This is a genomic window from Achromobacter sp. ISS7, assembly GCF_056523125.1.
Map to the genome: position 1 here is coordinate 6,722,101 of NZ_JAWRZD010000001.1, position 23,474 is coordinate 6,745,574.

The 23,474-nt window shown below is 61.8% G+C and carries 20 protein-coding genes; 3 read left to right on the forward strand and 17 right to left on the reverse strand.

Annotated features, from left to right (window positions below):
• Nucleotides 1–4: 4 nt before the first annotated feature.
• The 3 genes from AC1HFW_RS30600 to AC1HFW_RS30610 form a co-directional block, all read right to left on the reverse strand.
• Entirely contained in the window at nt 5–370 is a 366-nt protein-coding gene (locus AC1HFW_RS30600; RefSeq protein WP_009459638.1) for a DUF3742 family protein, read from the reverse strand.
• Nucleotides 371–454: 84 nt separating this feature from the next.
• Nucleotides 455–1,087, reverse strand: coding sequence for an RES family NAD+ phosphorylase (locus AC1HFW_RS30605; RefSeq protein WP_009459636.1), 633 nt, complete (start codon nt 1,085–1,087; stop codon nt 455–457).
• Nucleotides 1,088–1,099: 12 nt separating this feature from the next.
• Nucleotides 1,100–1,726, reverse strand: coding sequence for a hypothetical protein (locus AC1HFW_RS30610; protein ID WP_009459635.1), 627 nt, complete (start codon nt 1,724–1,726; stop codon nt 1,100–1,102).
• Between the two features lie 317 nt (nt 1,727–2,043).
• On the opposite strand from AC1HFW_RS30610, the gene mobH reads away from it, so the two are divergent.
• Complete coding sequence (mobH, locus tag AC1HFW_RS30615; protein ID WP_019726349.1) at nt 2,044–3,882, forward strand: MobH family relaxase; 1,839 nt, start codon at nt 2,044–2,046, stop codon at nt 3,880–3,882.
• Nucleotides 3,883–3,962: 80 nt separating this feature from the next.
• Here the strand turns inward: mobH and AC1HFW_RS30620 are convergent, their stop codons facing one another.
• The 9 genes from AC1HFW_RS30620 to frmR form a co-directional block, all read right to left on the reverse strand.
• Entirely contained in the window at nt 3,963–6,614 is a 2,652-nt protein-coding gene (locus AC1HFW_RS30620) for an excinuclease ABC subunit UvrA (protein ID WP_019726350.1), read from the reverse strand.
• A 25-nt stretch (nt 6,615–6,639) separates the two neighbouring features.
• On the reverse strand, nt 6,640–8,505 hold the full coding sequence (gene nhaA, locus AC1HFW_RS30625) for a Na+/H+ antiporter NhaA (RefSeq protein WP_019726351.1): 1,866 nt from the start codon (nt 8,503–8,505) through the stop codon (nt 6,640–6,642).
• A gap of 60 nt (nt 8,506–8,565) precedes the next feature.
• A complete protein-coding gene (locus AC1HFW_RS30630; protein ID WP_009459628.1) occupies nt 8,566–9,879 on the reverse strand; it encodes a replication-associated recombination protein A in 1,314 nt (437 codons plus the stop codon).
• Nucleotides 9,880–9,930: 51 nt separating this feature from the next.
• Entirely contained in the window at nt 9,931–11,238 is a 1,308-nt protein-coding gene (locus AC1HFW_RS30635) for an NAD(P)/FAD-dependent oxidoreductase (RefSeq protein WP_019726352.1), read from the reverse strand.
• A gap of 18 nt (nt 11,239–11,256) precedes the next feature.
• Nucleotides 11,257–12,087, reverse strand: coding sequence for an S-formylglutathione hydrolase (fghA, locus tag AC1HFW_RS30640; RefSeq protein WP_007182551.1), 831 nt, complete (start codon nt 12,085–12,087; stop codon nt 11,257–11,259).
• Nucleotides 12,088–12,145: 58 nt separating this feature from the next.
• Nucleotides 12,146–13,480: a DUF3422 family protein gene (locus AC1HFW_RS30645; protein ID WP_019726353.1), complete on the reverse strand. Its 1,335-nt coding sequence runs from the start codon at nt 13,478–13,480 to the stop codon at nt 12,146–12,148.
• Nucleotides 13,481–13,662: 182 nt separating this feature from the next.
• Nucleotides 13,663–14,061: a VOC family protein gene (locus tag AC1HFW_RS30650; RefSeq protein ID WP_009459624.1), complete on the reverse strand. Its 399-nt coding sequence runs from the start codon at nt 14,059–14,061 to the stop codon at nt 13,663–13,665.
• A gap of 43 nt (nt 14,062–14,104) precedes the next feature.
• On the reverse strand, nt 14,105–15,214 hold the full coding sequence (locus tag AC1HFW_RS30655) for an S-(hydroxymethyl)glutathione dehydrogenase/class III alcohol dehydrogenase (RefSeq protein ID WP_011871467.1): 1,110 nt from the start codon (nt 15,212–15,214) through the stop codon (nt 14,105–14,107).
• A gap of 59 nt (nt 15,215–15,273) precedes the next feature.
• Nucleotides 15,274–15,591 carry a formaldehyde-responsive transcriptional repressor FrmR gene (frmR, locus tag AC1HFW_RS30660; protein WP_479286323.1) on the reverse strand — a complete coding sequence of 106 codons (318 nt, stop codon included), beginning with the start codon at nt 15,589–15,591 and terminating at the stop codon, nt 15,274–15,276.
• On the opposite strand from frmR, the gene AC1HFW_RS30665 reads away from it, so the two are divergent.
• Nucleotides 15,592–16,820 (forward strand): IS3 family transposase gene (locus tag AC1HFW_RS30665; RefSeq protein ID WP_479286325.1). Its coding sequence is split into 2 segments (ribosomal slippage): nt 15,592–15,939 and nt 15,942–16,820, totalling 1,227 coding nucleotides; the frame shifts between segments, so codons are not numbered across the junction.
• A gap of 345 nt (nt 16,821–17,165) precedes the next feature.
• Here the strand turns inward: AC1HFW_RS30665 and AC1HFW_RS30670 are convergent.
• The 3 genes from AC1HFW_RS30670 to AC1HFW_RS30680 are packed head-to-tail and all read right to left on the reverse strand — an operon-like array spanning nt 17,166 to nt 19,070.
• A complete protein-coding gene (locus tag AC1HFW_RS30670; RefSeq protein WP_009459621.1) occupies nt 17,166–18,056 on the reverse strand; it encodes a carbon-nitrogen hydrolase family protein in 891 nt (296 codons plus the stop codon).
• Nucleotides 18,053–18,661: a GNAT family acetyltransferase gene (locus tag AC1HFW_RS30675; RefSeq protein WP_009459619.1), complete on the reverse strand. Its 609-nt coding sequence runs from the start codon at nt 18,659–18,661 to the stop codon at nt 18,053–18,055. The genes AC1HFW_RS30670 and AC1HFW_RS30675 overlap by 4 nt, the downstream gene beginning before the upstream one ends.
• 1 nt (nt 18,662) lies before the next feature.
• Entirely contained in the window at nt 18,663–19,070 is a 408-nt protein-coding gene (locus AC1HFW_RS30680) for a ketosteroid isomerase-related protein (RefSeq protein ID WP_009459611.1), read from the reverse strand.
• Nucleotides 19,071–19,224: 154 nt separating this feature from the next.
• Between AC1HFW_RS30680 and AC1HFW_RS30685 the strand changes: the two genes are divergently transcribed.
• Nucleotides 19,225–20,130, forward strand: a complete 906-nt coding sequence (locus AC1HFW_RS30685; RefSeq protein ID WP_009459605.1) for a LysR family transcriptional regulator — start codon at nt 19,225–19,227, stop codon at nt 20,128–20,130.
• Nucleotides 20,131–20,280: 150 nt separating this feature from the next.
• Here AC1HFW_RS30685 and uvrB read toward each other — a convergent pair whose 3' ends face one another.
• Nucleotides 20,281–22,257 carry an excinuclease ABC subunit UvrB gene (uvrB, locus tag AC1HFW_RS30690; RefSeq protein ID WP_009459603.1) on the reverse strand — a complete coding sequence of 659 codons (1,977 nt, stop codon included), beginning with the start codon at nt 22,255–22,257 and terminating at the stop codon, nt 20,281–20,283.
• Between the two features lie 374 nt (nt 22,258–22,631).
• Nucleotides 22,632–23,063 (reverse strand): DUF488 domain-containing protein, encoded by a 432-nt coding sequence (locus AC1HFW_RS30695; RefSeq protein WP_009459601.1) that lies wholly within the window; start codon nt 23,061–23,063, stop codon nt 22,632–22,634.
• Between the last annotated feature and the right edge of the window lie 411 nt (nt 23,064–23,474).

The following is a 23,474-nucleotide window of genomic DNA, read 5'->3' on the forward strand; positions in this document are numbered from 1 at the left end:
CCGGTCAGTCGTCGGTGTACAACTCGTGCGACGTATCGTTGTACAGGTTGGGATCGTAGCCCGGCGTCTTGCGCAGTTCGGTGAGGTCGGTGAAAGGCCACTCGTCTTCATCCGAGGTATTGGCAGCAGCAGCCCATCCCGCCACCACGACTCCCAACAACACGAGTGCGAACCAGAAGGCGACGTAGAGCAGCGCGCCCAGCACAGCCAGCTTGACCGCCCACAGCAGCACTGTGGCACCAACCGAAGGCACCCCTTTGACCATCAACCAATTCGATACCCGCCGTTCGCCACGCGCATAGGCACGCCATACACGGCCAAATGCGCGGCCGATACGTTCTGCGGTGCTGGTACGAGTTGTGGTGTTCATGGTCGTCTCCTGCTACTGAGGGATGTCTATTCCAGGGTGCTCCACTTCATTCCGTTTCAGGCTTCAATGTGTTTTCTCGCTGCTTCAGGACGCTTCGTCATCCGGTTCCACCGGGCCCGGGTCGGGTTCCACGCCGATGCGGTAGGTGGCAACGAAACGCGGCCAATCCACATGGTCAACCAGATCGATGTCCTCGATGACGCTGACCTTCGCTCCCGCACGCTCGAACAGGGCGATGCTCTTGGCGGGATAGTTGTTGCGCGACGGATAGAGCACTCCGTCGAACAGAGGTTGGCCGTCGTCGCCGACCATCGCATGCACCTGAGCGGACACCTGCTGCGTGTGCGTGTAGTCGCGGCTGGCCAACTGCTCCAGGTTCAGGCCAAAGTAGCCCGCCATGACGCTCGGTGCCGTGAGATCGGCCAGAAGCACGTCGGCCACCACCCCTACAGCGCGCACCATCCTGCCCTGGACTTCTTTCAATGCGATCGAGCGCTTCGCGTCATCAAGCCACTGATGCTTGTGAAACACCGACTCCATCAACGCCGTGGGCAGGTCGCGCCCCAGGTAGAGCACGCCGTAGGCTCGGGCCGGGTCGTCGTAGCGATTGGTGCTGCTGCGACCATAGTACAGCGGGCTGCCCCGATAGACGACGCGGCTCACATGCTGGAGCAGTTCACCGGCATCGATCAGAAAAGAAGGCAGCTCGTGGTTCATGGCAGTCTCGCTTCAATGCACCTGAACGCCCAGCACGTTAAACACGGCCTCGGCCACGGCGTCGATCGTGCCATGCGTCACCGCATCCACCGGCGAGCGACCGCCCAAGCCTTCGAGCGGTTCGGACAGTGCGCGGTAGATCGTCCAGTGATCGATACCCTCGACCTCCTGAAGCACGGTTTGGGTCAACTGCTGCTTTACCGGGTCGAGCTGCCAGTCGGGCAGCTTCTGACCGCGCGGCCCCACGTTCAGCGCCAGCAGCCGACGCGCGAGGATGTCCTTGTAGATCTGCTGGCGCGACTTGTCCGCCAGCTTGGCGAACTCCGCGGGCGGCAGGTTGTGCGGCTGGTTGAAGGTTTCCAGTAGCACCGCACGGCCTCGCTGGACGTCGGTTTCATTCGGTGCCCAGCGCGTGTCGGCGCGCAGCGCGGCCGCCTTGCGTGCAAGGGCCTGCCCAACGGTCTCCCCCTGCAAGTTGGCGGGCAGTGTTACCGCTTCCACGCGCTCGTGGACGAACGCCTGCAACTCGGCCGCGAAAGCCGTGGCATCCCGGATTTCGACGGTATCCGCGAAGCGGCGTACATCTTCCACCGTGACGCGCGGCAGACGGTCGGCAATGAATTCAATGGCAGTGGGCATGGTCATCTCCCAAGTAGGTTTGAGACAGGTTTCACTCTAGTCGCCTTTGTCGCGTTTGTCAACTTTGACGCCTAGAAAGCAACCTACCCGGCGGAAGCAGCGCCTTCGCAGCATAGACCGAGGCCAGCGCCTGGTCGCCGTCCAATGCATTCGAGCGGGTTCCACATTGACGGTGGAGCCGCGATCCAGGCCCCGCTATACCGAAACGGTTAAAGGCCAAAGGGTCGAAATGGCAAGGGAATGGGGTGCAAGGGGAAAGGCCCTACCTCGAAAAGGCCAAAAGGCCTCCCGGTCGGCCCGTCATTAGGACACCTCACATGCTCTCCCTGTTCCAGCGAAAACGGCCCCCGGTCGCTGCCGCACCGACGCCATCACCCGTCACCGACCTCCCGAAAGGGCTGCTGCGTCCTGAGTCGGCCGCATCGCTGCTGGCCACCCCACGCCGGCAGAAGCTGCTGGAGCACATCTGGCAGCGCACGTCGCTCTCACACCGGCAATTCGTCACCCTGTACCGCACGCCCCTGGAACGCTACGCCGAACTGGTCCAAGCCTTTCCGGCCTCCGAAGCGCATCACCATGCCTATCCGGGCGGCATGCTCGACCACGGCCTGGAGATCGTGGCCTACAGCCTGAAACTGCGGCAGTCCCATCTGCTGCCCATCGGTGCCAGTCCCGAAGACCAGGCGGCGCAGTCCGAAGCCTGGACCGCCGCCGTCGCCTATGCTGCGCTGCTCCACGATATTGGCAAGATCGCCGTCGATCTACACGTCGAACTGGCCGACGGCAGTACTTGGCATCCGTGGCATGGCCCGCTGCACCAGGCGTACCGATTTCGCTACCGTGACGACCGCGAATACCGCCTGCACAGCGCCGCAACAGGCTTGCTCTATCGCCAACTGCTCGACCGCCACGTCCTGGACTGGCTCAGCGACTATCCGGCTCTCTGGGCACCGCTGCTCTATGTGCTGGCCGGTCAGTACGAACATGCCGGTGTACTGGGGGAACTCGTCGTGCAAGCAGACCGGGCGTCGGTGGCCCAGGAGCTGGGCGGCGATCCGGCGCGCGCCATGGCCGCGCCTAAGCACGCACTGCAACGCAAGCTGCTGGACGGGTTGCGCTACCTGCTCAAGGAACAGTTGAAGCTGAACCAGCCGGAAGCCTCCGATGGCTGGCTCACCGAGGATGGTTTGTGGCTGGTGAGCAAGACGGTCTCGGACAAACTGCGCGCACACCTCCTGTCTCAGGGGATCGATGGCATTCCTGCGAACAACACCGCCGTGTTCAACGTGCTGCAGGACCACGGCATGCTCCAGCCCACCTCGGACGGCAAAGCGGTCTGGCGCGCGACCGTCACCAGCACGACCGGCTGGTCCCATTCGTTCACCCTGTTGCGTCTCGCTCCCGCGCTGATCTGGGAGTCTGGCGAGCGACCAGCACCTTTCGCAGGCACGGTAGAGATCGACGCGACGCCCGCAGAAAACGACGCCAGCATGTCGGCTCCCGTGCCAACCGTCTCGGTGAACCCAGCGCAGGGAGGTCAAGAGCCTCCAATTTGGGAGGACGACAGCACCACCATCGTTTCACCGCCCGCGGCCCAGCCCGTGCCCGACGTCATGGAGGACTTGCTCGCGATGGTGGGCTTAGGTGAGTCGGCCGGCGTTGGACAGGATGCCGAAGAGTTCCTCCACCCTCCCGCGCCAGCAACAGCCGCGACGTCCATTCCATCACCTGTACCCGCGCCTACGCCTGGGTCATCGGCAACGAAGCCATCCACGGAACAGTTCATGGTTTGGCTGAAGCAGGGAATCACCTCACGACGGCTCATCATCAACGACGCGAAGGCGCTCGTGCATACGGTGAATGACACGGCCTACCTGGTCAGCCCGGGTGTGTTCCAACGCTATGCGCAGGAGCATCCCGAAGTGGCCGCGCTCGCCAAGCAGGAGAATCAACAGGATTGGCAGTGGGTGCAGAAGCGCTTCGAGAAGCTGCAGCTACATCGCAAGCACCCCAATGGCCTGAACATTTGGACCTGTGAAGTCACGGGCCCGAGGAAGTCCCGCCGACTGCATGGCTACCTCCTTGAAGATGGGTCCTTGGCATTCCCCGAAATACCGCCCAACAATCCCTATCTTGCTCTGACTCAGGAAGGATGACGCGATTCGGGCATTGATCGCCACCGTCGTTTGGCGACGATCAATACCCCGCGAAAGCTGGCAACATTTGGCGAACTGAGCTACTCGGCCCGCGCCAACTCCTGCGCAAGGAACGGAGCGGTTCGGCTGCCAGACGTTCGGGCCACCTGCTGAGGGGAGCCCGCCACCACGATGCTGCCGCCGGCAGCGCCTGCACCAGGCCCCACGTCGATCACCCAATCGGCCTGAGCCACCGCGCGCATATCGTGCTCGATCATCACCACGGTGTTGCCGGCATCGACCAGGCGCTGCAACTGCACCAGCAGCCGGTCGGCATCGGACGCATGCAGCCCGGTGGTTGGCTCGTCGAGCACGTACAGGCTTCGGCCGCGCTGGCTGCGCTGAAGCTCGGTCGCCAGCTTGATGCGCTGCGCCTCGCCACCGGAAAGTTCCGTGGCCGGTTGCCCCAGGCGCAGATAGCCCAATCCGATATCGCGCAGCAATTGCAGGGGCCGGGCCACGGCGTCTTCACCCGCAAAGAATTCGCTGGCTTCGTCCACGGTCATCTGCAGCACCTCGGCGATGTTGCGCCCGTTCCATTGCACCTTCAGCGTGGCCTCGTTGTAGCGTGCGCCATGGCACGTCGGACACGGGGCGTACACGCTGGGCATGAACAGCAACTCCACACTGACGAAGCCCTCGCCCTCGCAGGTCTCGCAACGCCCCTTAGCCACGTTGAACGAGAAGCGCCCGGCGTCATAGCGGCGGCGTCGCGCATCGGGCGTGGCGGCGAACAGCTTGCGCACGTGGTCGAACAGGCCGGTGTAGGTGGCCAGGTTGGACCGGGGCGTGCGCCCGATCGGCTTCTGGTCCACCTGCACCAGGCGCTGTATGGCGTCCACGTCGCCCGCCAGATGACCGCCAGTCGCTTCGATCACTGCCGGCCCTTCGCTGGTGGCGCTTTCGGCCGCGTCGTCCTCGGGCTCGTGGCCCAGGTGCAGTAGCACCAGCTCCGGCAGCGCCTGCGCGACGAGGCTGGACTTGCCCGAGCCGGAGATGCCGGTGACGGCCGTCAGCACGCCCAGCGGAATGCGTGCGTCCACGCCATGCAGGTTGTGACGATGGATGCCCTGCAGCTCCAGCCAGCCGGTCGCTTCGCGTGCCCGGCTTCCCGGCGCGGCGATTTCGTCGAACAGATAGCGGGCGGTGCGCGATTCGGCAATCTTGCGCAGGCCGTCCGGCTCGCCGCTGTAGAGCACGCGGCCGCCACGCTCCCCGGCATCCGGCCCCACATCCACCAGCCATTGCGCGCGGCGCATCAGGTCCAGGTCGTGCTCGACCACGAACACCGAGTTGCCCGCGTCACGCAGCCGGTCGAGCGCGTCGTACAGCGCCTGGCTGTCGGAGGGGTGCAACCCCGCCGAGGGCTCGTCGAGCACGTACACAACACCGAACAGCAGGGAACTCAATTGCGTGGCCAGCCGCAGGCGCTGCAACTCGCCGGCCGAAAGCGTCGGCGTGGCCCGGTCCAGCGTCAGGTAACCCAGGCCCAGCCCACGCAGTTGACGCAGGCGCGCCATCACACCGCCGGCCAGGCGCTGCGCGGCGAGGCGCTTTTCTTCCGACAGCGCGGAGGTGCGGCGCACGTCGGGCGATACCGCATGGACGGCACGGCCGGAGGCCGCGCGTTCGGCACGGTCGCGTCGGGTCGCTTCCTTGTCCGTAGCCGCCCCCGCTGCATGGGCGCGGAAATCGCCCTGGGCAATGGGTTCGAGCAAGGCCGCCAACTGGTCCAGCGGCATCTGCATGAACGCGCCGATGTCCACGCCGGCGAAGGTGACCGACAGCGCCTCGGGCTTGAGCCGCTTGCCGTGGCAGGTGGGGCACGGCTTGCCCTCCATGAACCGGGACACGCGCTTTCTCATCAGTGCGCTTTGGGTATTGGCAAAGGTGTGCAGCACATACCGCCGGGCGCCGGTGAAGGTGCCCATGTAGCTCGGCTCCATCTTGCGCTTGAGCGCCGTGCGGGTCTCGGCGGGCGTGAAGCCGGCGTACACCGGCACTGTCGGTGTTTCCTCGGTGAACAGAATCCAGTCGCGGTCCTTCTTCGGCAGGTCCTTCCACGGTCGGTCAACGTCGTAGCCCATGCTGACCAGGATGTCGCGCAGGTTCTGGCCTTGCCAGGCGGGGGGCCAGGAGGCGATCGCCCGCTCGCGGATGCTCAGGGAGGGATCGGGCACCATGATGGCCTCGGTCACCTCGTACACATGGCCCAGGCCGTGGCAGGTCGGGCACGCTCCCTGCGGCGTGTTGGGCGAAAAATCCTCGGCGTACAGCATCGGCTGGTTGGCTGGGTAGGCGCCGGCGCGCGAATACATCATCCGCACCAGGCTGGACAGGGTGGTCACACTGCCCACGGAGGAACGCGCGTTGCTGGAGCCCCGCTGCTGTTGCAACGCCACCGCCGGCGGCAGGCCGTCGATCGCATCGACGTCCGGCACGCCGGCCTGGTCGATCAGGCGCCGCGCATAGGGGGCCACCGACTCGAAGTAGCGCCGCTGCGCCTCGGCGTAGATGGTGCCGAAGGCCAGCGAGGACTTGCCGGAGCCGGAAACGCCGGAGAACACCACCAGCGCGTTACGCGGGATGGAAACGTCCACCTCTTTGAGGTTGTTCTCGCGCGCGCCGCGCACTTCCACCATGCCGCTGGCCGCAGCGGTACAAGAGGATTCACCGAAAGAATTGTTTGGCATGTTCTTATCCTGTAGTTCGTCCCGCTCAGGACGGGACTTCCTGAGTTCGGGGGCCGCGGCGACTGGCTTCGAGCGCCGCGGTGACAGTGCGGGCGTCGTAGCTGCCGCGCAGACGACGACCCTCGACGAAGAACGTCGGCGTGGCGTGCGCACCGCTGGCGACGGCACTGGCGAGGTCGCGCTCGACACGCTCGATCACCGCGGTGCTGTCGAGATCCGCGATGAACCGTTCGACGTCGAGCCCAAGCTCGGCGGCGTAGCCGATCAGATGCTCGCGCTCCAGCGCATGCTGACGGGTGAACACGAAGTCCAGCCACGGCCAGAACATCCCCTGGTTCGCCGCTGCCTCGGACGCCCGCGCGGCAATCGGCCCGTGCGGGTGGTGCGGCAGATGGCGCACCACATACCGCAGGTCGTCCCCGAAGTGGGCGCGCAGATCGTCCCACGAACCGGTGGCGTGCGCACAGTACGCGCACTCGAAGTCCACGTACTCGACGAGTGTGAGCTGGGCGTCCTCCGGCCCGCGGATGTGATCGATCTCCGGATCGACCGGTGGCTCAAGCACCATCGGCAGGTCAGCGGTCTTCTCACCCCACCGCTGGGCGGCGACCTTGAAGATCAGCCACCCGAGCAACGTGGCGAACACCATCGACACGAGCACGCCGACCGTCGCCTGGCGGCCCAAGTCGGAGGTCGTGCCGAACGCGAGCCCGATGATCAGCAGCGACACGGTGAACCCGATCCCGGACAGTGCCGCACCACCGAACACGCTGCCCACCCCGACGCCCTCGGGCAGCCGGCCCAGGCCGAGACGGACGGCGATGAGAGTGATGAGCCCGATGCCCAGGAGCTTGCCGAGCACGAGCCCTGCGATGACGCCCCACGTGACTGGCGAGCCGAAGGCCTCGGCGAGCAGCCCGCCACGCACGTCCACTCCGGCGTTCGCCAAGGCGAACACCGGCACGATCAGCAGCGCCGTCGGCAGCCGCAGGAACTCGTGCAATCGCTCGTTCACCGAGATACCCCGGGACAGCCCGCAGTCCACCGCGCGGGCCGATGCGGCACTCGGAGACTGCCAGAAGTCGCGGAACAGTTGTTTTGCCGCGACGACCTTGTGACGTTGCGTCGCGTAGGCGGGGATCAGCAGCCCCGCGGCCATCCCGGCGAGAGAGGCATGGATGCCGGAGTACACGGTTGCGAGCCACAGCACGATCACGATCAGCACATACGGCATTGCCCGCCACTGGCGGGTGCGCCCTAGCCGCCACAACGCAACGAGACTGGCGAGGGCGATCAACAACGGGACGATCCGAATCTCATCGCTATAGACGATGCCGATGATGGACACGGCGAGGAAGTCATCGACCACGGTCAGGGTGAGCAGGAACACGCGCAACTGACCGGATAGCCGCGGGCCGACGATCGCCAGGGTGCCCAGCATGAATGCCGTATCGGTGCCGACCACCGCCCCCCACCCGTGCAGGCCCTCACTTCCGGCCAGCCCCACGATCAGGACATACACCAGCGCGGGAAGCACGACACCCGCGACCCCCGCGATCAGAGCGAGACGGGCACGGCTGCGATCCCGGAGCGATCCGTGGGCGAACTCCTGACGCACCTCCAGGCCGATCAGGAAGAAGAAGACCACCATCAGGCCGTCGTTGACCCAGTGATGCAGGTCCATGTGCAGGCCCAGCGGCCCGAAGTCAAACCCGACGTCCAGGTGCCACAACTCGAAATAGGCATCGGATAGCGGCGAGTTCGCCCACGCCAGCGCCACGACCGTGACGATCACCAGCAGCACCGCAGCACCAGACTCCGTGCGCAGATAGCGGGCAACGCGTCCCCGGCTGATCTTCGCCGAGGATGCACCGAAAGAAGTGGCTGACATGTTCTTATCCTGTTCCTGTAGTTCGTGAAGTCGCGATGAGCCGGTTTCGGAGACGACCAGTCAGGCGTCCGCCTCTGGCAGCGTCCCATCATCCAGCGAGCGCAGCCAAGTAAGCCTTTCTCCCAGCCTGCGCTCAACACCTCTGTCCGTTGGCTGATACCAGCCCGGCCGCGCCACGCCCTCGGGAAAGTAGCTTTGCCCAGCGGCATAGCCGTTGGGCTCGTCATGGGCGTAGCGGTAGCCTTCGTGATACCCCATCTGCTGCATCAGCTTCGTCGGCGCATTGCGAAGATGGAGAGGCACAGGCAGGGAGCCGTTGTTCTTGACGAAGGCCTTCGCCTTGTTCCAGGCGGCATAGGCAGCGTTCGACTTGGGGGCGGCAGCAAGGTAGGTCGCCGCGTGGGCAATCGGTATTTCGCCTTCGGGGGAACCCAGCCTCTCATAAGCCAGCGCGGCATTGAGCGCCAGTTGCAGCGCCTGCGGGTCGGCATTGCCGATGTCTTCGCTGGCCACCACGATCATGCGGCGCGTCACCTGGCTGACGTCGCCGCTGCCGTCGAGGATGCGGGCCAGCCAGTACAGGGCCGCGTCGGGGTCGGAGCCCCGCAGCGACTTGTGGAAGGCGGAGAGCTGCCAGTAGAACTCGTCGCCGCCCTTGTCGAACCTGCGCAGTGATGGGCTGGTGGACAGTTTGGCAAACTCGCCATCGACCACGGCCTTGCCCGCGCCCGACGCAGCATTCGTCACCTGCTCAAGCAGATTGAGGAAGCGCCTGCCATCGCCATCGGCAAAGCCCTTGAGCAGATCCAGCGCGTCCGCGTCCAACGTGACGCCCTGGAGATGCGGCAGTGCGCGTTCGTAGAGCTGGTTCAGTTCGTCGCCGGACAGCGGTTCGAGGGTATAGACCTGCGCGCGCGAGAGCAGCGCGGAATTGACCGCCAGCCCCGGATGCTCGGTCGTCCCCCCCACCAGGGTCAGGAGCCCCGACTCGACATGGGGCAGTAGGGCATCCTGCTGCGCCTTGTTGAAGCGATGGATCTCATCGACGAAAAGCACCGTCGATCGACCATGGTTGTCCAGTTCTGCCTGGGCCTCGTCGATGGCTTGCCGGATGTCCTTCACCCCGGCAAGCACGGCCGAGATGGCGATGAATCGGCTGTCGGTCGCACTGGCGGCCAGGCGCCCCAGGGTGGTCTTGCCCACGCCTGGCGGCCCCCAGAGGATGAACGAGTGCAACTTGCCCGCCTCGAACGCGAGACGAAGCGGCTTGCCGGGGCCGAGCAAGTGCCGTTGCCCGACGAATTCATCCAGCGTCTTGGGCCGCAGGAGTTCGGCCAAGGGAGGCTTGGGCTTTGTCGTGAATAGATCGGTCAAGTTCCTCTCCCTGGCATTTCTGATAGTTGACGTTCCGATAACGTTGGCACCTCAATCCAGGGAGCCGGATTTGTCCAACGCCGCGGGCTCTTTGTCGCTAATCGCATGCATGATGATGCGAGAGCCGCGGTAGCCGATGCTGTGGTTCCATACCCAGCTCAAAGCGACGCTGAGACGATTTCGCGTACCGATCAGAAAGTAGATGTGCGCCAGCTTCCAGATCCACCACGCAAAGGCACCACGCAGCTTCACCCGCCCCATGTCAATCACCGCCAGGCTGCGGCCGATGGTGGCCAGGTTCCCCTGATGCCGGTATTTGAAAGGTCCGTCAGCGGGCTTGCCCTTCAAACGCCGTCCAATGAGGTTGGCGACGTACTTCCCTTGCTGTTTGGCGGCCGGGGCGATGCCCGGCACGGGCTTCCCATCGGCCATGGTGCACGAGGCTGTATCGCCGATGGCGAAGACCTCCGGCCGACCGGCCACCGTCAGGTCAGGGCCAACGACCACCCGACCCGCACGATCAGACGCAGCGCCCAGCCAGCGAGCCGCGGGAGACGCCTGGACTCCGGCGGCCCAGACGATGGTCTTGGCCGAAAGGGGCTTGCCACCGTACACCACGCCATCGGCCGAGCATTCGGTGACCGGCGTACCCAGCACGACCTCGACGCCGAGCTTTTCGAGCGCCTGGCGCGTATAGGCCGAAAGATCCTCTGGAAAGACGGACAACAGACGCGGGCCAGCCTCGATCAGTACAACCCGCGACGTGCTCGGGTCGATCGAGCGAAAGTCACGCGCCAGCGTGTCTCGTGCAAGCTCGGCGATGGTTCCGGCCAATTCAACCCCGGTGGGACCACCACCGATGATGACGAACGTCTGCAGCGCGGCACGCTGCTGAGGATCGCTCGTGCGCTCAGCCTCCTCGAAAGCCGCGAGGATTCGGCCCCGAATGGTCGTGGCATCTTCCAGCGTCTTCAACCCCGGCGCGAAAGCCCCCCATTCGTCGTGTCCGAAGTAGGCATGGGTAGCGCCTGTCGCGAGCACGAGCGTGTCGTAGGTTTGCCGCAATCCATTGTTGAGAATGACCTGACGCGCGTCCTGGTCGATACCTTCCACTTCCGCCATCAAGGTGTTCACTTCCGGGCGATTTCGGAAGAGATAGCGAATAGGCCAGGCGATCTCGGATGTCGAAAGTGACGCCCCTGCAACCTGGTAAAGCAAGGGTTGGAACAGGTGATGATTGCGCCGATCGATGATCGTCACATCGACCTCGGCACCAGCAAGCTGGTTGGCAACCTCGATCCCGCCGAAGCCCGCTCCGATAATGACGACGTGATGTCGGTTTTTGGAGGTCTTTGTCATGACCTGATCTCCTCTCTCTCAGCGTTTCAGCGCCGATGCGTGGTGTGCCATATGCTCGCCAATGAAACTGGCAATGAAGTAGTAGCTGTGGTCGTAGCCTGGGCGCAGATTCAACGTGAGCGGGTGCCCCGTCTCGTCGCAGGCCTTGCGCAGCAGGTCGGGCTGAAGCTGGCTCTCCAGGAACTCGTCGCCCAAGCCCTGGTCCACCAGCAACGGCAAACGCTCCTGCACGGTGCGAATCAGCTCCACGGTGTCGTACTGTTTCCACACCTCCCGATCGCTGCCCAGGTACGCCTCGAAGGCCTTGTGCCCCCAGGGAACCTGGGTGGGGGCGACGATGGGCGAGAAGGCCGAGACGCTTCGATAACGGCCCGGGTTGCGCAGGGCGATGACCAGAGCACCGTGTCCTCCCATGGAATGGCCGCTGATGCTCCGCTCCGCTGTCACGGGAAAGTGGGCCTCGATCAGCGCCGGCAGTTCCTGCACGACGTAGTCGTACATCCGATGATTCGCAGCCCAGGGTTCCTGTGTGGCATTGACGTAGAACCCCGCGCCCTGTCCGAGGTCATAGGCAGGATCGTCGGCAACGCCTTCGCCGCGAGCGCTGCTATCGGGCGCGACGACGGCAATGCCATGTTCGGCCGCGTAGCGCTGGACGGCGGACTTGGTGATGAAGTTCTGCTCGGTGCAGGTCAGGCCCGAAAGCCAGTACAGCACCGGCACTTTGCCGTGCTGCGCCTGCGGAGGCAGATAGACGCCGACCTTCATCGTGCAACCGAGCGTCGTCGATTCATGCTGATAAACGTCCTGCCAACCATCAAAGCTGGCGTGATGTTCGATGCGTTCCATGTAGTTCTCCTATGTTCAAAGGAACGGCGCAGCTCTCGCGCGCCAAGACGGCAGCTCGTCAGGAAGATTTCTCTTCCGCCACCGTGTCGCCGTGGGCATGCCTGATCCTGCGCACGATCCACCAGATCGTCAGCATCACCGCAGGCACCAGAACCGCCATCACCGGCGCCACGCTGTCGTGAACCATCGGAATGCCCTTGAGCAAGTAGCCGAGAAGACTCACGACGTAATAAGAAATTGCCGCGACCGACAGGCCTTCGACGGTCTGCTGAAGGCGCAATTGCATCTTGGCCCGGTTGTTCATCGACGCCAGCAGATCGCGGTTCTGGCGTTCAAGCTCAACGTCGATCCAGGAACGCAGCAACGCGATGGCCCGGGTCAGCTTGTCTGAGAGCTTGGCCTGGCGCTCCTTTACGGATTGGCATGTCCGCATGGCTGGAGCGATGCGGCGCTGCAGGAAATCCGCCCAGGTGCAGTACCCGGATACGGCCTCTTCCGAAAGCGCTGCCAGCCTTTCCTCGACGATCTCGTAGTAGGCACGGCTGGCACCGAAGCGATAGAGATTCGCCGCAACTCCAGCTTCCAGCTCGGCAGCCAGGCCGGTCAATTCGGACAGCAGCACGTCGCTGTCGCGCCGTTCCACCAAGCTCGTACACATCTCGTCGGTGATCGCCGCAAGGCGCGACTCCATGCGTCGCAGCTCCGACGTCATCGATCGTGTCAACGGCAGGGACAGCAACGCCAAGGTACGGTAGGTCTCGATCTCCAGCAGACGTTGAGCCAGCGCACCCGCCCGCGCCGGGGTCAAATCGCGGGCCAGGACGAGGATCTGCGTCAGGCCATCCTCATCCTGTCGGAAGTCGGTCAGAATGGCGGCAGAGCCGTTCTCCACCAGCGAGTAGCACAGGCTGGCAGGATCGAAGCGATCGGCCTCCTTCTCCGTTTCCGGCGTCCACGGAAGAAGTCTCAAACGGATGCCGGATACGACCGGGCCGGGAGGCACAAATCCATGCCTGAACGGGTTTTCGCCGCACGGCTCTCCCGTCTCGGAATCCAGCGAAGCGCACCAGAGATACGTCGAGAACTCGGTGTGCTTTTCACAGTGCAGGTCTCCTTCGTCCCATGTCACGCCGTGAAGCGGCGTAGCATGGTCGGGTTCGGCAACGCCGAAGCGATGAGACAACTCGCTCATCGCCATCTGATCCTTGGCCTGGTCGCCTTCGGTCATGAAAGCGAGCTGCAATATGCCGCGCGGGGCCTGAATCAACAGATGCGGGCGCGCATGCACTTCACCCACGGCGGCAGCACGATCGGTGTAGGCCGGCATGCCGTACACGGTGGCGGTCGGGGTGGGTTGTACGGTCGTCGTATTTATGTTGGCCGGCTCTTTCATAACGACCTCATTTCTTCTTGGTTGAAAAACACGCTTCAAAGCAAATGCCCGCAGCCATGCGTTTCGCACATGGCTGCGGGCCGATCTTCATGAGCAGACACCGCTCTACACGGTCCGTCTAATAGGCTCGCCGTGTAGAGGCTTGTGCTGGCCCTTTCAGAACGCCCTCAGCTTCCTAGCTTTCAGACGAAGGTGTACGAGCAGACCTTGTTGCCCGCCGGATCACGCAGGTAGGCCGCATAGGCACCCGGCAGGTGGCCACGCGGGCCAGGCTGGCCCTCGTCGGTGCCGCCTGCGGCAAGGCCGGCGGCGTGGAAGGCATCCACTTCGGCGGGAGTGGCGGCCGCAAAGCCGACCGTCACGCCGTTGCTCGAAGGCGCTTCACCATTGCCCGGACGGGCGATGATGAAAGCCGGCTTTTCGCGACCGAAAAGCACCCATCCGTTGCCGAAAGGACCGAGGTTCTTGATGCCGAGAGCACCCAGGGCGGCGTCGTAGAACGCGGCCGACTTCTGGACGTCGGCGGCGCCGATGAAGACGTGCGAGAAGATGCCGTCGCCGGAAATGACAGGAGTGGACATGGTTAGTTTCCTTGATGGTTGGTGTTGAATGGATAGTGGGTGATCAGTAGTGGATCACCGTGCGAATCGACTTGCCTTCATGCATCAGGTCGAAGGCGTGGTTGATCTCGTCGAGACCCATGGTGTGGGTGACGAACGGGGCGAGATCGATCTCGCCTTTCATTGCGTCTTCCACCATGCCCGGAAGTTGGGTACGCCCCTTGACCCCGCCGAAAGCAGAGCCCTTCCAAGTCCGGCCGGTGACCAACTGGAACGGACGGGTCGAGATTTCCTTGCCGGCACCGGCGACACCGATGACGATCGACTGGCCCCAGCCACGATGGGCAGCTTCCAGAGCCGAACGCATCACGTTGACGTTGCCGATGCACTCGAAGGTGTGATCGACACCCCAGCCGGTCATCTCGATGAGAACCTCGTGAATCGGCTTGTCGAAGTCCTTCGGATTGAGGCATTCGGTCGCGCCGAAGGTACGAGCCAGCTCGAACTTCGCCGGATTGGTATCGATGGCGATGATGCGGCCCGCTTTGGCCTGGCGTGCACCCTGAATCGCGGCGAGACCGATGCCGCCGAGGCCGAAGATGGCCACCGAGTCGCCCGGCTGCACTTTGGCCGTGTTGTGCACGGCGCCGATGCCGGTGGTCACGCCGCAGCCCAGCAGGCAGACGTGCTCGGGATTGGCGTCCGGGTTGATCTTGGCCAGCGAGACTTCGGCGACGACCGTGTATTCGCTGAAGGTCGAGCAGCCCATGTAGTGGTAAAGCGGCTGACCGTTGTACGAGAAGCGAGTCGTACCATCGGGCATCAGCCCCTTACCCTGGGTTGCACGAACCGCGACACACAGGTTGGTCTTGCCGGACTTGCAGAACAGGCACTCGCCGCACTCGGCGGTATAGAGGGGAATGACGTGATCGCCAGGCTTCACGCTGGTCACACCTTCACCCACCTCCACGACGATACCCGCACCTTCATGACCCAGCACGACCGGGAAGAGACCTTCGGGGTCGTCGCCCGACAGGGTGAAGGCGTCGGTATGGCAAACGCCGGTGTTCGTGATCTTGATGAGCACCTCGCCCTTGCGCGGCGGCTCGACGTCGATCTCGACGATTTCCAGCGGCTTTCCTGGCCCGAAGGCAACTGCTGCACGTGATTTCATGATGTCGCTTCCTTTACTAGCTAACTAAATTTGCCCTCACCGAGGGCACCCTGGTGCCTCTACCGCAGATAGGAGCGGACGATAGAGATGGTCTCGTCAATGGACTTGTTCTGCGAATCGCTCCTGATTTCGCTACTGGGAAACTCTTCCCGCAGATAGCTCTCCAGAACCGTTGCCATCAATCCGTTGACTGCCCCACGAACGGCCGCAAGCTGCTGAAGAATTGCAGGACATTCCGCACCTGCATCAAGCGCTTGCTCAAGAGTCGCTACCTGACCTTTGATGCGCCTGATGCGCGTCAGTGCTTGCTTCTTTTCTTCCGGGTGACCCGTCCTGAATTTGGTTGACACCTTTTTGAGAGAAAAAAGGAGAGTCAATTGGAATCAAGGATCAAGCGGACGCAGCGTGACTACAGTCTGGCTTTTAAACTGTCAGTGGTCGAGCAGGTGGAAAAAGGCGAGCTGACGTACAAAGAGGCGCAGCGTCGCTATGGGATTCAAGGTCGGTCGACGGTGCTGGTGTGGCTGCGCAAGCATGGTCGCCCGGGCTGGAGTGGCTGGAGCCTGCCGACGGTCAGAGGAGTGGATATGGATCGTCAGGGCAAGGGGCTCACGCCCGAGCAGCGGATCAAGGAGTTGGAGGTTCAGCTCAAGGAGGCGCGGGAGAAGGCGCAGTTGTTCGAGGCCGTGGTCAACGTGCTGGAGAAGGACTACGGGGTGCGCGTCGTAAAAAAGCCTTCGGGCAAGTCCTCACGCAAAAGCTCGTCCAAGGGTTGAGCGTGGCGAGGGCTTGCCGCTACATGGGTCACAGCCGCCAGGCCTACTACAAGGGCAGGCACAGGGAGCGAGAGCGCCAGCAGCAGGCGTGCCAAGTCGTGTCGATGGTGACAGCGTTGCGGGTACGGCAACCGAAGCTGGGCACGCGCAAGCTGCATCACGTGTTGCGCCAGCCGCTGCGCGAGGCGGGGATCAAGGTGGGGCGCGATGCGCTGTTCGACATCCTGCGTAGCGCCCGGATGCTAGTCAGACCGCACCGGGCGTATCACAAGACCACGGACAGCCATCACCGCTTCTGGCGCCACCCGAACCTGCTCAAGGCGGGTCAAGGCCAGGTGGTGGCGACCGGTCCCGAGCAGGTCTGGGTAGCTGACATCACCTACCTGCCGACCGCCCAGCGGTGCACCTACTTGAGCCTGGTGACCGACGCCTACTCGCGCAAGATCGTGGGCTACCACGTAGCGGAGAATCTGCAGACCGAAGGGGTGCGCCGCGCGCTGGAGATGGCGTTGCGCTCGCGGCGTTCAAACCAACCGCTGGTGCACCACTCGGATCGAGGCATCCAGTACTGCTCGACGTATTACCAACGCCTGCATGCCCGACATGGTATCCGTTGCTCGATGACCGACGGCTACGACTGCTACCAGAATGCCTTGGCCGAGCGGGTCAACGGAATCCTGAAGGGAGAGCTGTTGCTCCAAAGACCCGCTGATCTGGCCCAAGCCAGACTCATGGTCAGGCAGTCTGTCCAGATCTACAACACCGAGCGCCCACATCTATCCCTACAATGCAAAACACCCGATGAAGTTCATCGGGTGCTCAGTCCGTAATTGCTACGGATACCGGCCCATAGGTGTCAACCTAGGGCAGGACGGGTCAGGGCTGTGTGGCATCGAACACCTCTCTACTTGGGTACACAGCCGCATTATACAATACTCCCCCATAGTATATGCGGCCGAACTTCGCCACAAAATCTGTGCTCTTCGAGCACGCTTACAGGCTAGTACAGATTTGTTCCCAAGAAGCGCAAAACATTCAAATTAATGAATATTTCTTGCATGTATCGACAGCATCGGGGCAAGTTCAAAACTGGTCAAACTGGAAAAATCTATGCGCAGATAGACGTGGCCTATCTAAGCCGACTCATCGAACTGAAGCTAACAAGATGAGACCGGCTAGGCGACCTGACGACCCGAATACCGAGCCTTCCGCAGTGCAGGCAACATCTGGCCGTCCCAGTCACGATCGACCGCAACCTGGGCCTGTTCCTGGTTTCGTTCGAGTGCTTCAACGTCAAGATCACCGATCGCCCATGTCTGCGTGCCGCAAGTCGTCGCGAGAATGCCATCATCCGGGAATCCACGATCCATTGGTGCATAGATCGTGGCCTCGCCAGTGTTCGTGTCCAACGCCGGACTCCAGTCAGCAGCTCCGGTCGTCACGGCCTGCGCGATGAACATTCGGTTCTCCAGCGCCCGCGCCATGCAGCCCACACGGACCCGGGTTGCACCTGCTTGGGTGTCGGTACAGCTCGGGACCAGCAGCAGGCGCACTCCCGCCTCTCTCTGGGCTCGCACGGGCAATGGAAACTCACTGTCATAGCAAACAGCGATGCCGGCACGCACACCGTTCAGGTCGAACACCTTGAGTTCGTCGCCACCTTCGATGACGCCGGTGTCCTTCTCGAACCCCGTCAACTGCAGTTTGTCCTGGTAGTCGCGTGTACCGTCAGGCGCAAACCACCAAGCTCGGTTGCGGTAGCGGTCCAAACCAACCTGGGTCAAAAACGTACCGGCCTGAATGGTCATGCACAACTCGCGCGACAGGTCGGCATACAGTGCCAGCCAAGCAGGCTGCAAGGCCTGCAGCGCGGCCAGAGAGGCGTTGAAATCACGGCGGATGCTAGGCTTGAACGTTGCAGCCAGTTCGAGGGATAGATACTCGGGCAACACGGCCAGTTCCGCTCCGCCACGGCGCGCCTCCTCCAGAACCAGTCGCTGCCGCGCAGCAAATGCCTCGAAGTCCGTCGGCTTACCCACTGCATATTTCGCAACTGCTACTTTCACTTCGCGTTCTCCAGAGAGTGCAGCCACATCGTGAGCGTCTGCTCGGTTTCGGTCGGCTCACCCACCTCCTTCCAGGGCAGCGTAACCTTCATGTCCGACTGTCGCACGTAGCCACGACGGGTCCAGAAGGCATCATTACTGCGGTAGTTGGAAGGACGCCGGGGATCGTCGTCTGCTCGATCCACCGACGCGAACGATGTCCACTGCATGCCGCCCAACGAACGGGCATGCGCTTCGCGTTCGTCAAAGAAGCGATGGCCCAGGCCAAGGCCCCGAAAGGCTGGGAGCAGGACTGATTCGCCGCAGTAAAACACTGCCTCCATCGGGATTCCTCGATCGGCGAACGGTACCTGGAAGGCCGGCTCCGTATCGCCGAGCGGCAACCCCGTGGACGCACCCACAACCACGTCATCAGCGAGCACGAGCACCAACAGGCTGTCTGCCGAACGGGCGTACATGGAAAGGTAGTGCTTCTCGTATTCGATGTCGCCCTCGTACAGGTATGGAAAGCTGCGGAAGACCTTCGCCCGCAGATGTGCCACGGTGTCGAACCATTCGGCAATGTCCGGCCCACGACGAACCAGCACCTGCACGTCGCTGGTCATTTCAGGCGTCCCCTCCGACCTGTGCGATCCAGTCGCCGAGGTTGTAGTAGTTGGTGACACGAGCGATCTTGCCATCGCGGATCTCGAAGAACGCGCCACCCGGCAGCACGTAGCGCTGGCCCTGGGCGTCCGGCAGCCCGTCGTCCGTCACCTTGTATTCGCCATGCACCACGTACTCCGCGCCTGCGCGCAGGCCGTCGGCGCTGACCATCACCACGATCCCGCGGAGTTGCTCGCCATAGCAGCGGTCCATGCGCTGCAGGAAGGCGCGGAAGGCTTCGCGACCGACCTCACGAGCGCCCTGGTTCAAATCGTGCGCGACGTCATCGGTCAACATTGACAGCATGGCCTCGCGGTCACCGCGGTTGAAGGCGTCGTAGTAGGCAGTGATGAGAGTCGCAGCGTTCATTCGCGTTCCTTGTTGGGTTGTTCGGAGCGGAGCATTCCGGGGTGCTGTCAGTCTGGGCAACCGCGCCTCCCTTGTATATGGAATTGTTGCGATTTTATAATTCCACCATCTGGAACAATTAACGAGCGGCGAAACCGACCATGAGGCGTGCGTCATGAACAAGGAAATGGAACTACTGCGCATCTTTCGGGTGGCGGCCGAAAGCAGCAGTTTTCGCGATGCAGCCGTCCGGCTGGGGACTTCTCCGCAAGGTGTCACCCGTGCCATCCAGCAACTGGAGCAACACTACGGCGAGGTGTTGTTTCATCGAAGCACGCGCCAGGTGCGCATCACCGCCTTCGGCGAAGGGCTGTTAGACCAGGTGCGCCCGGCATTGGAGCGGTTCGAGGATCTGTGGCGAACGCCTGGCTCCGACCAGCAGGCATCCCTGTCCGGTACGGTTCGCATCACCGCACCGCACAGCTTGGGCACCAGAGCGGTGCTGCCGGCACTGGAGCGCGTGGCCGCGCGTCATCCCGACATCACGCTGGATGTGCGCCTGTCCGATCGCATCAGCAATACGGTTGACGAAGGGATTGACGTCGGAATCAGGGTCGGATTCATGCGTGATAGCCGCTTCGTCGCACGCAAGGCAGCCGACATGAAACTTCCGATCGTTGCCGCTCCGCGCCTGATCAAGAAAGTGGGCGTACCTGAAAACATCGATGCGCTAAGCAGCCTGCCAGCTACCGTGGCCTTGGATATCAATACCGGCCGTCCCTGGCCTTGGCACTTCAAGGCGGGACGCCAGTGGACACCTGCCGCACCCACTCTCGTCGCCGACAATGCCGACATGGAAATGGGAGCGGCGCTGGCCGGGATCGCGTTCGCGCAACTGGCGGACTACATGGCCGCCCCCTACATTGCCAGCGGGAAGCTCGTGCGAGTGTTGGAGAGCGAAGAACCTCCGGCATGGGGGTTGTACGTCTATCGGCCTCAGCGTGGCCCCATTCCGGGAAGGGTTCGAGCGGTATTTGATGAAATGCTGGTCGCCGTTGGATCGTTGCCAGCTTTGCGCTGACACGTCGCAAGACACTGAAAGGCACACGCCCTGGAAAGCGGGGCACTGAGCCTTGGCGGCTCGCCCCTCCGGTTGAATGATGAGCCGACCGTCTGCCCGCTTGCGCCAGGTGCAGATCGGTCGGCCATGCAACCCTATGCCGGCAAACGATTAGATGTAAATGAATTGCCGGTACAAACCATCCAACTGACGACGAATATCTTCGACGCGCTGCTCGTCACCGGTATCGGTAAATTCGAGTAGCTGCTGTTCCTTGGCAGTGATCTGATCGCAAAGGTCGGACAAATTCTCGCAGAAAGCCTCGGAGTGAACGGTGGGCTCCTCCGTATTCGTCTCTTCTCCTGCTAGTTTTCGCACAGACGAGGCCGGAGAAATCCCATTTTCCTCGTTAAAGGCAATTTGAAGCTGCCTGCGCCTATTGGTTTCATCGATCGCCTGTTTCATCGCCGGAGTCACCGCGTCGGCGTACAAGATCGCCTTGCCGTTTTCATTCCGAGCGACTCGACCTATCATCTGAATGAGAGCATGGGCCGAACGCAAGAATCCTGCACGGTCTGCATCGAGAATAGCAACCAATGATGCCTCTGGAATATCCAGCCCTTCGCGCAAAAGACTAATCCCAATCAAAACATCGAACTCTCCTGCGCGCAGGCCATTGATGATCTCAACACGATCCTCCGCTTTTATGTCCGAATGCATGTAGCGCGCTCGAATCCCGTTGTCCGTCAAGAAATCCGTTAGCTCTTCTGCACTGACCTTCGTCAGCGTAGTCACGAGCACGCGATTTTTCTTCTTCACGCACTTCGATATTTCGGCAAGCAGGTCATCTATGTATCCGTCCGCTTTCCGCACCTCAACCTTGGGATCAAGCAGTCCCGTTGGTCTGATAACTTGTTCGACAACCCTGTCTTTCGACACCCTCAGCTCGTAGTCTCCCGGAGTAGCGGAAACAAAGATGGTCTGAGGCTTGACCTTCTCAAATTCACCAAAGTTCAACGGGCGATTGTTCTTAGACGAAGGCAAGCGGAACCCGTAATCTATCAACGTCTCCTTGCGCGCCTGATCCCCCCGGTACATTGCGGATATCTGTGGCACCATGACGTGGGATTCATCGACGAACAGAAGCCCATCTTTCGGCAGGTAATCCAGCAATGTGATCGGAGGCGAGGCCGGGTCCCGTTCGCTGAAGTAGCAGGAATAATTTTCCATGCCCGAACAATAGCCTACCTCGCGCATCATCTCCACGTCATGCGTGATCCGCTCGTACAGCCTGTTTGCCTCGACCAAGCGATTATTCCTGTTCAGCTCGGCAACCCGCTCTTCCATATCAGCGAGTATCTTCTTGGACGCGGAATCTATTTTATTCGTGGGCGGTGCAAAAAGCGTCTTTGGCGAAACCAAGTAATGGTCAATTGCCCCAAGCGTTTTACCTGTAACAGGGTCTAGCCATTGAACAGACGCAACAGAGTCATCCAGCAGTTCCACCCGAACTGCCCTATGCTCGGAATCAGCAGGAAAGATATCGATCACATCACCTTGAGCGCGAAACGTTGCACGTTTGAGAGTGCGCTCAGTGCGATCATATTGCAGCAGAGCCAAACGACGAATCAGCTCTCTCTGGTTTAGTTTGACCCCAGGGGACAGAGCGATCTGCAACGCTCGGTACGCCTCCGGGTCACCCAGGCCGTAGATTGAAGACACCGAAGCGACGACGATCACATCGCGGCGCTCAATCAAGGATTTGGTCGTGGACAGGCGTAGGCGCTCAAGGTGATCGTTGATGGCCGAGTCCTTTGGAATGAAACGATCGGTGCCCGGCATATAAATCTCGGGCTGAAAATAATCGTAGTAGGAAACGAAGTACTCGACAGCATTCTCAGGAAAGAAGTGCTTCATTTCACCATAAAGCTGCGCGGTCAATGTCTTGTTAGGAGCCAAGATCAACGTGGGCCGCTTCAGACGATGAATCACATTGGCCATCGTAAAGGTCTTACCAGAGCCGGTGATACCCTTCAGCGTCTGGTGTGTCGCACCTTCTTCTATGTCCGATAGCAGGCGCGCTATCGCCTCTGGCTGGTCCCCCGCCGGCGTATAGCTGGAGTGCAGAATGAACGTACCGGTTGACATTAGATATCTCCTAATTGAGCTACTTCAATTTGTCCTGATGTATCGGCTATTTCGGAAGACCTATAGCAGTACCAAACTGGGGTGTAAATGACGGCGATCCTGCCACGCCCCACCTGGGCGTAGGCGTCGCCAACATGATAGCCCAACACACGGGCGGGCTTCCCAGTGCATATCCGCCGAGCGCCACGACGTCAGCCAGCGGCCCGTCTGCCAATGCACCTGGAGCTACTCGCCTCGTTCAGCGCCGACATCGAGTCGTGGCGGGCGAGATTGCTCTGTACGCCCCATGTGTGGCGGCGGCTCCCGCCGATGCGCGCCTTTGCCTCTCTCAGCCATCAAGACGAGACGCCGGAGGCGTGGAGCTACGTCACCTGCTAAAGATGCACGATCTCAACATTCGGCCATTTGCCTGCAAGGTACTCGGCCACTAGCCTCCGATGGCAGTGATGGGGCTTGTCTTCGCTGCAAAGCAGGCAACTGTTATCAATCTTTTCTTTATCGATTGACTCAATCTTTCGGGACGACATTAAATCCAGAAACTTCCTCGCGTAGATATCCCAATCTCCCCCTTTTATTTTATATGCCTCGAACATGTCCTTGGTTGGAGCAAGTGCTGGCAGGTGCTCATATTCCATCCCACACAACGCCTCGGAAAAATACCGAAGATCCTCGCGCTTTGCGAAGCCGGCCAATTGCGAAACATTATTCAGACGAACATCGACTAGGCGTTTGGCACCAGAATCACCTAATTTGGTGAAGAAGGATCGCGCGGAGGTCTTAGTGAATCCAATCGTGAATATCTTCATCTGCCTTACTCCACTCGTTCCTTCATCCATAAATGGCTGTTATTGATCTGCCGCCAGGTACGCCCGTCAATCGCAGCCAAGGAAACGCCGGGGGCATGGCGTACTAGCTACTCCACAACGGCCACGGCAGGCTCCATTCTCTGGCCGCTTCAACGACTCGCGGCCACGACCCGAGCAGCTCAAGAGCTTAGCACCGCCTTTTGCGGTTGCGTGCTTCACCACTCCCGCTTCTTCCCTTCCAGAACGCGCCAACTGCTAAGCTACATGAGGACGACTCGCCCTACAGCGCGAAGCACCTGTGTTCGCGCTATTGGCTGTCCCGTGCGTTGTGGTGCTGGCCGCCGATGACGAGCCGAGCCTACTGAATGGGCACTGCGCACAACAGCCTTTCATGCGTGCCACCTGCGTGAT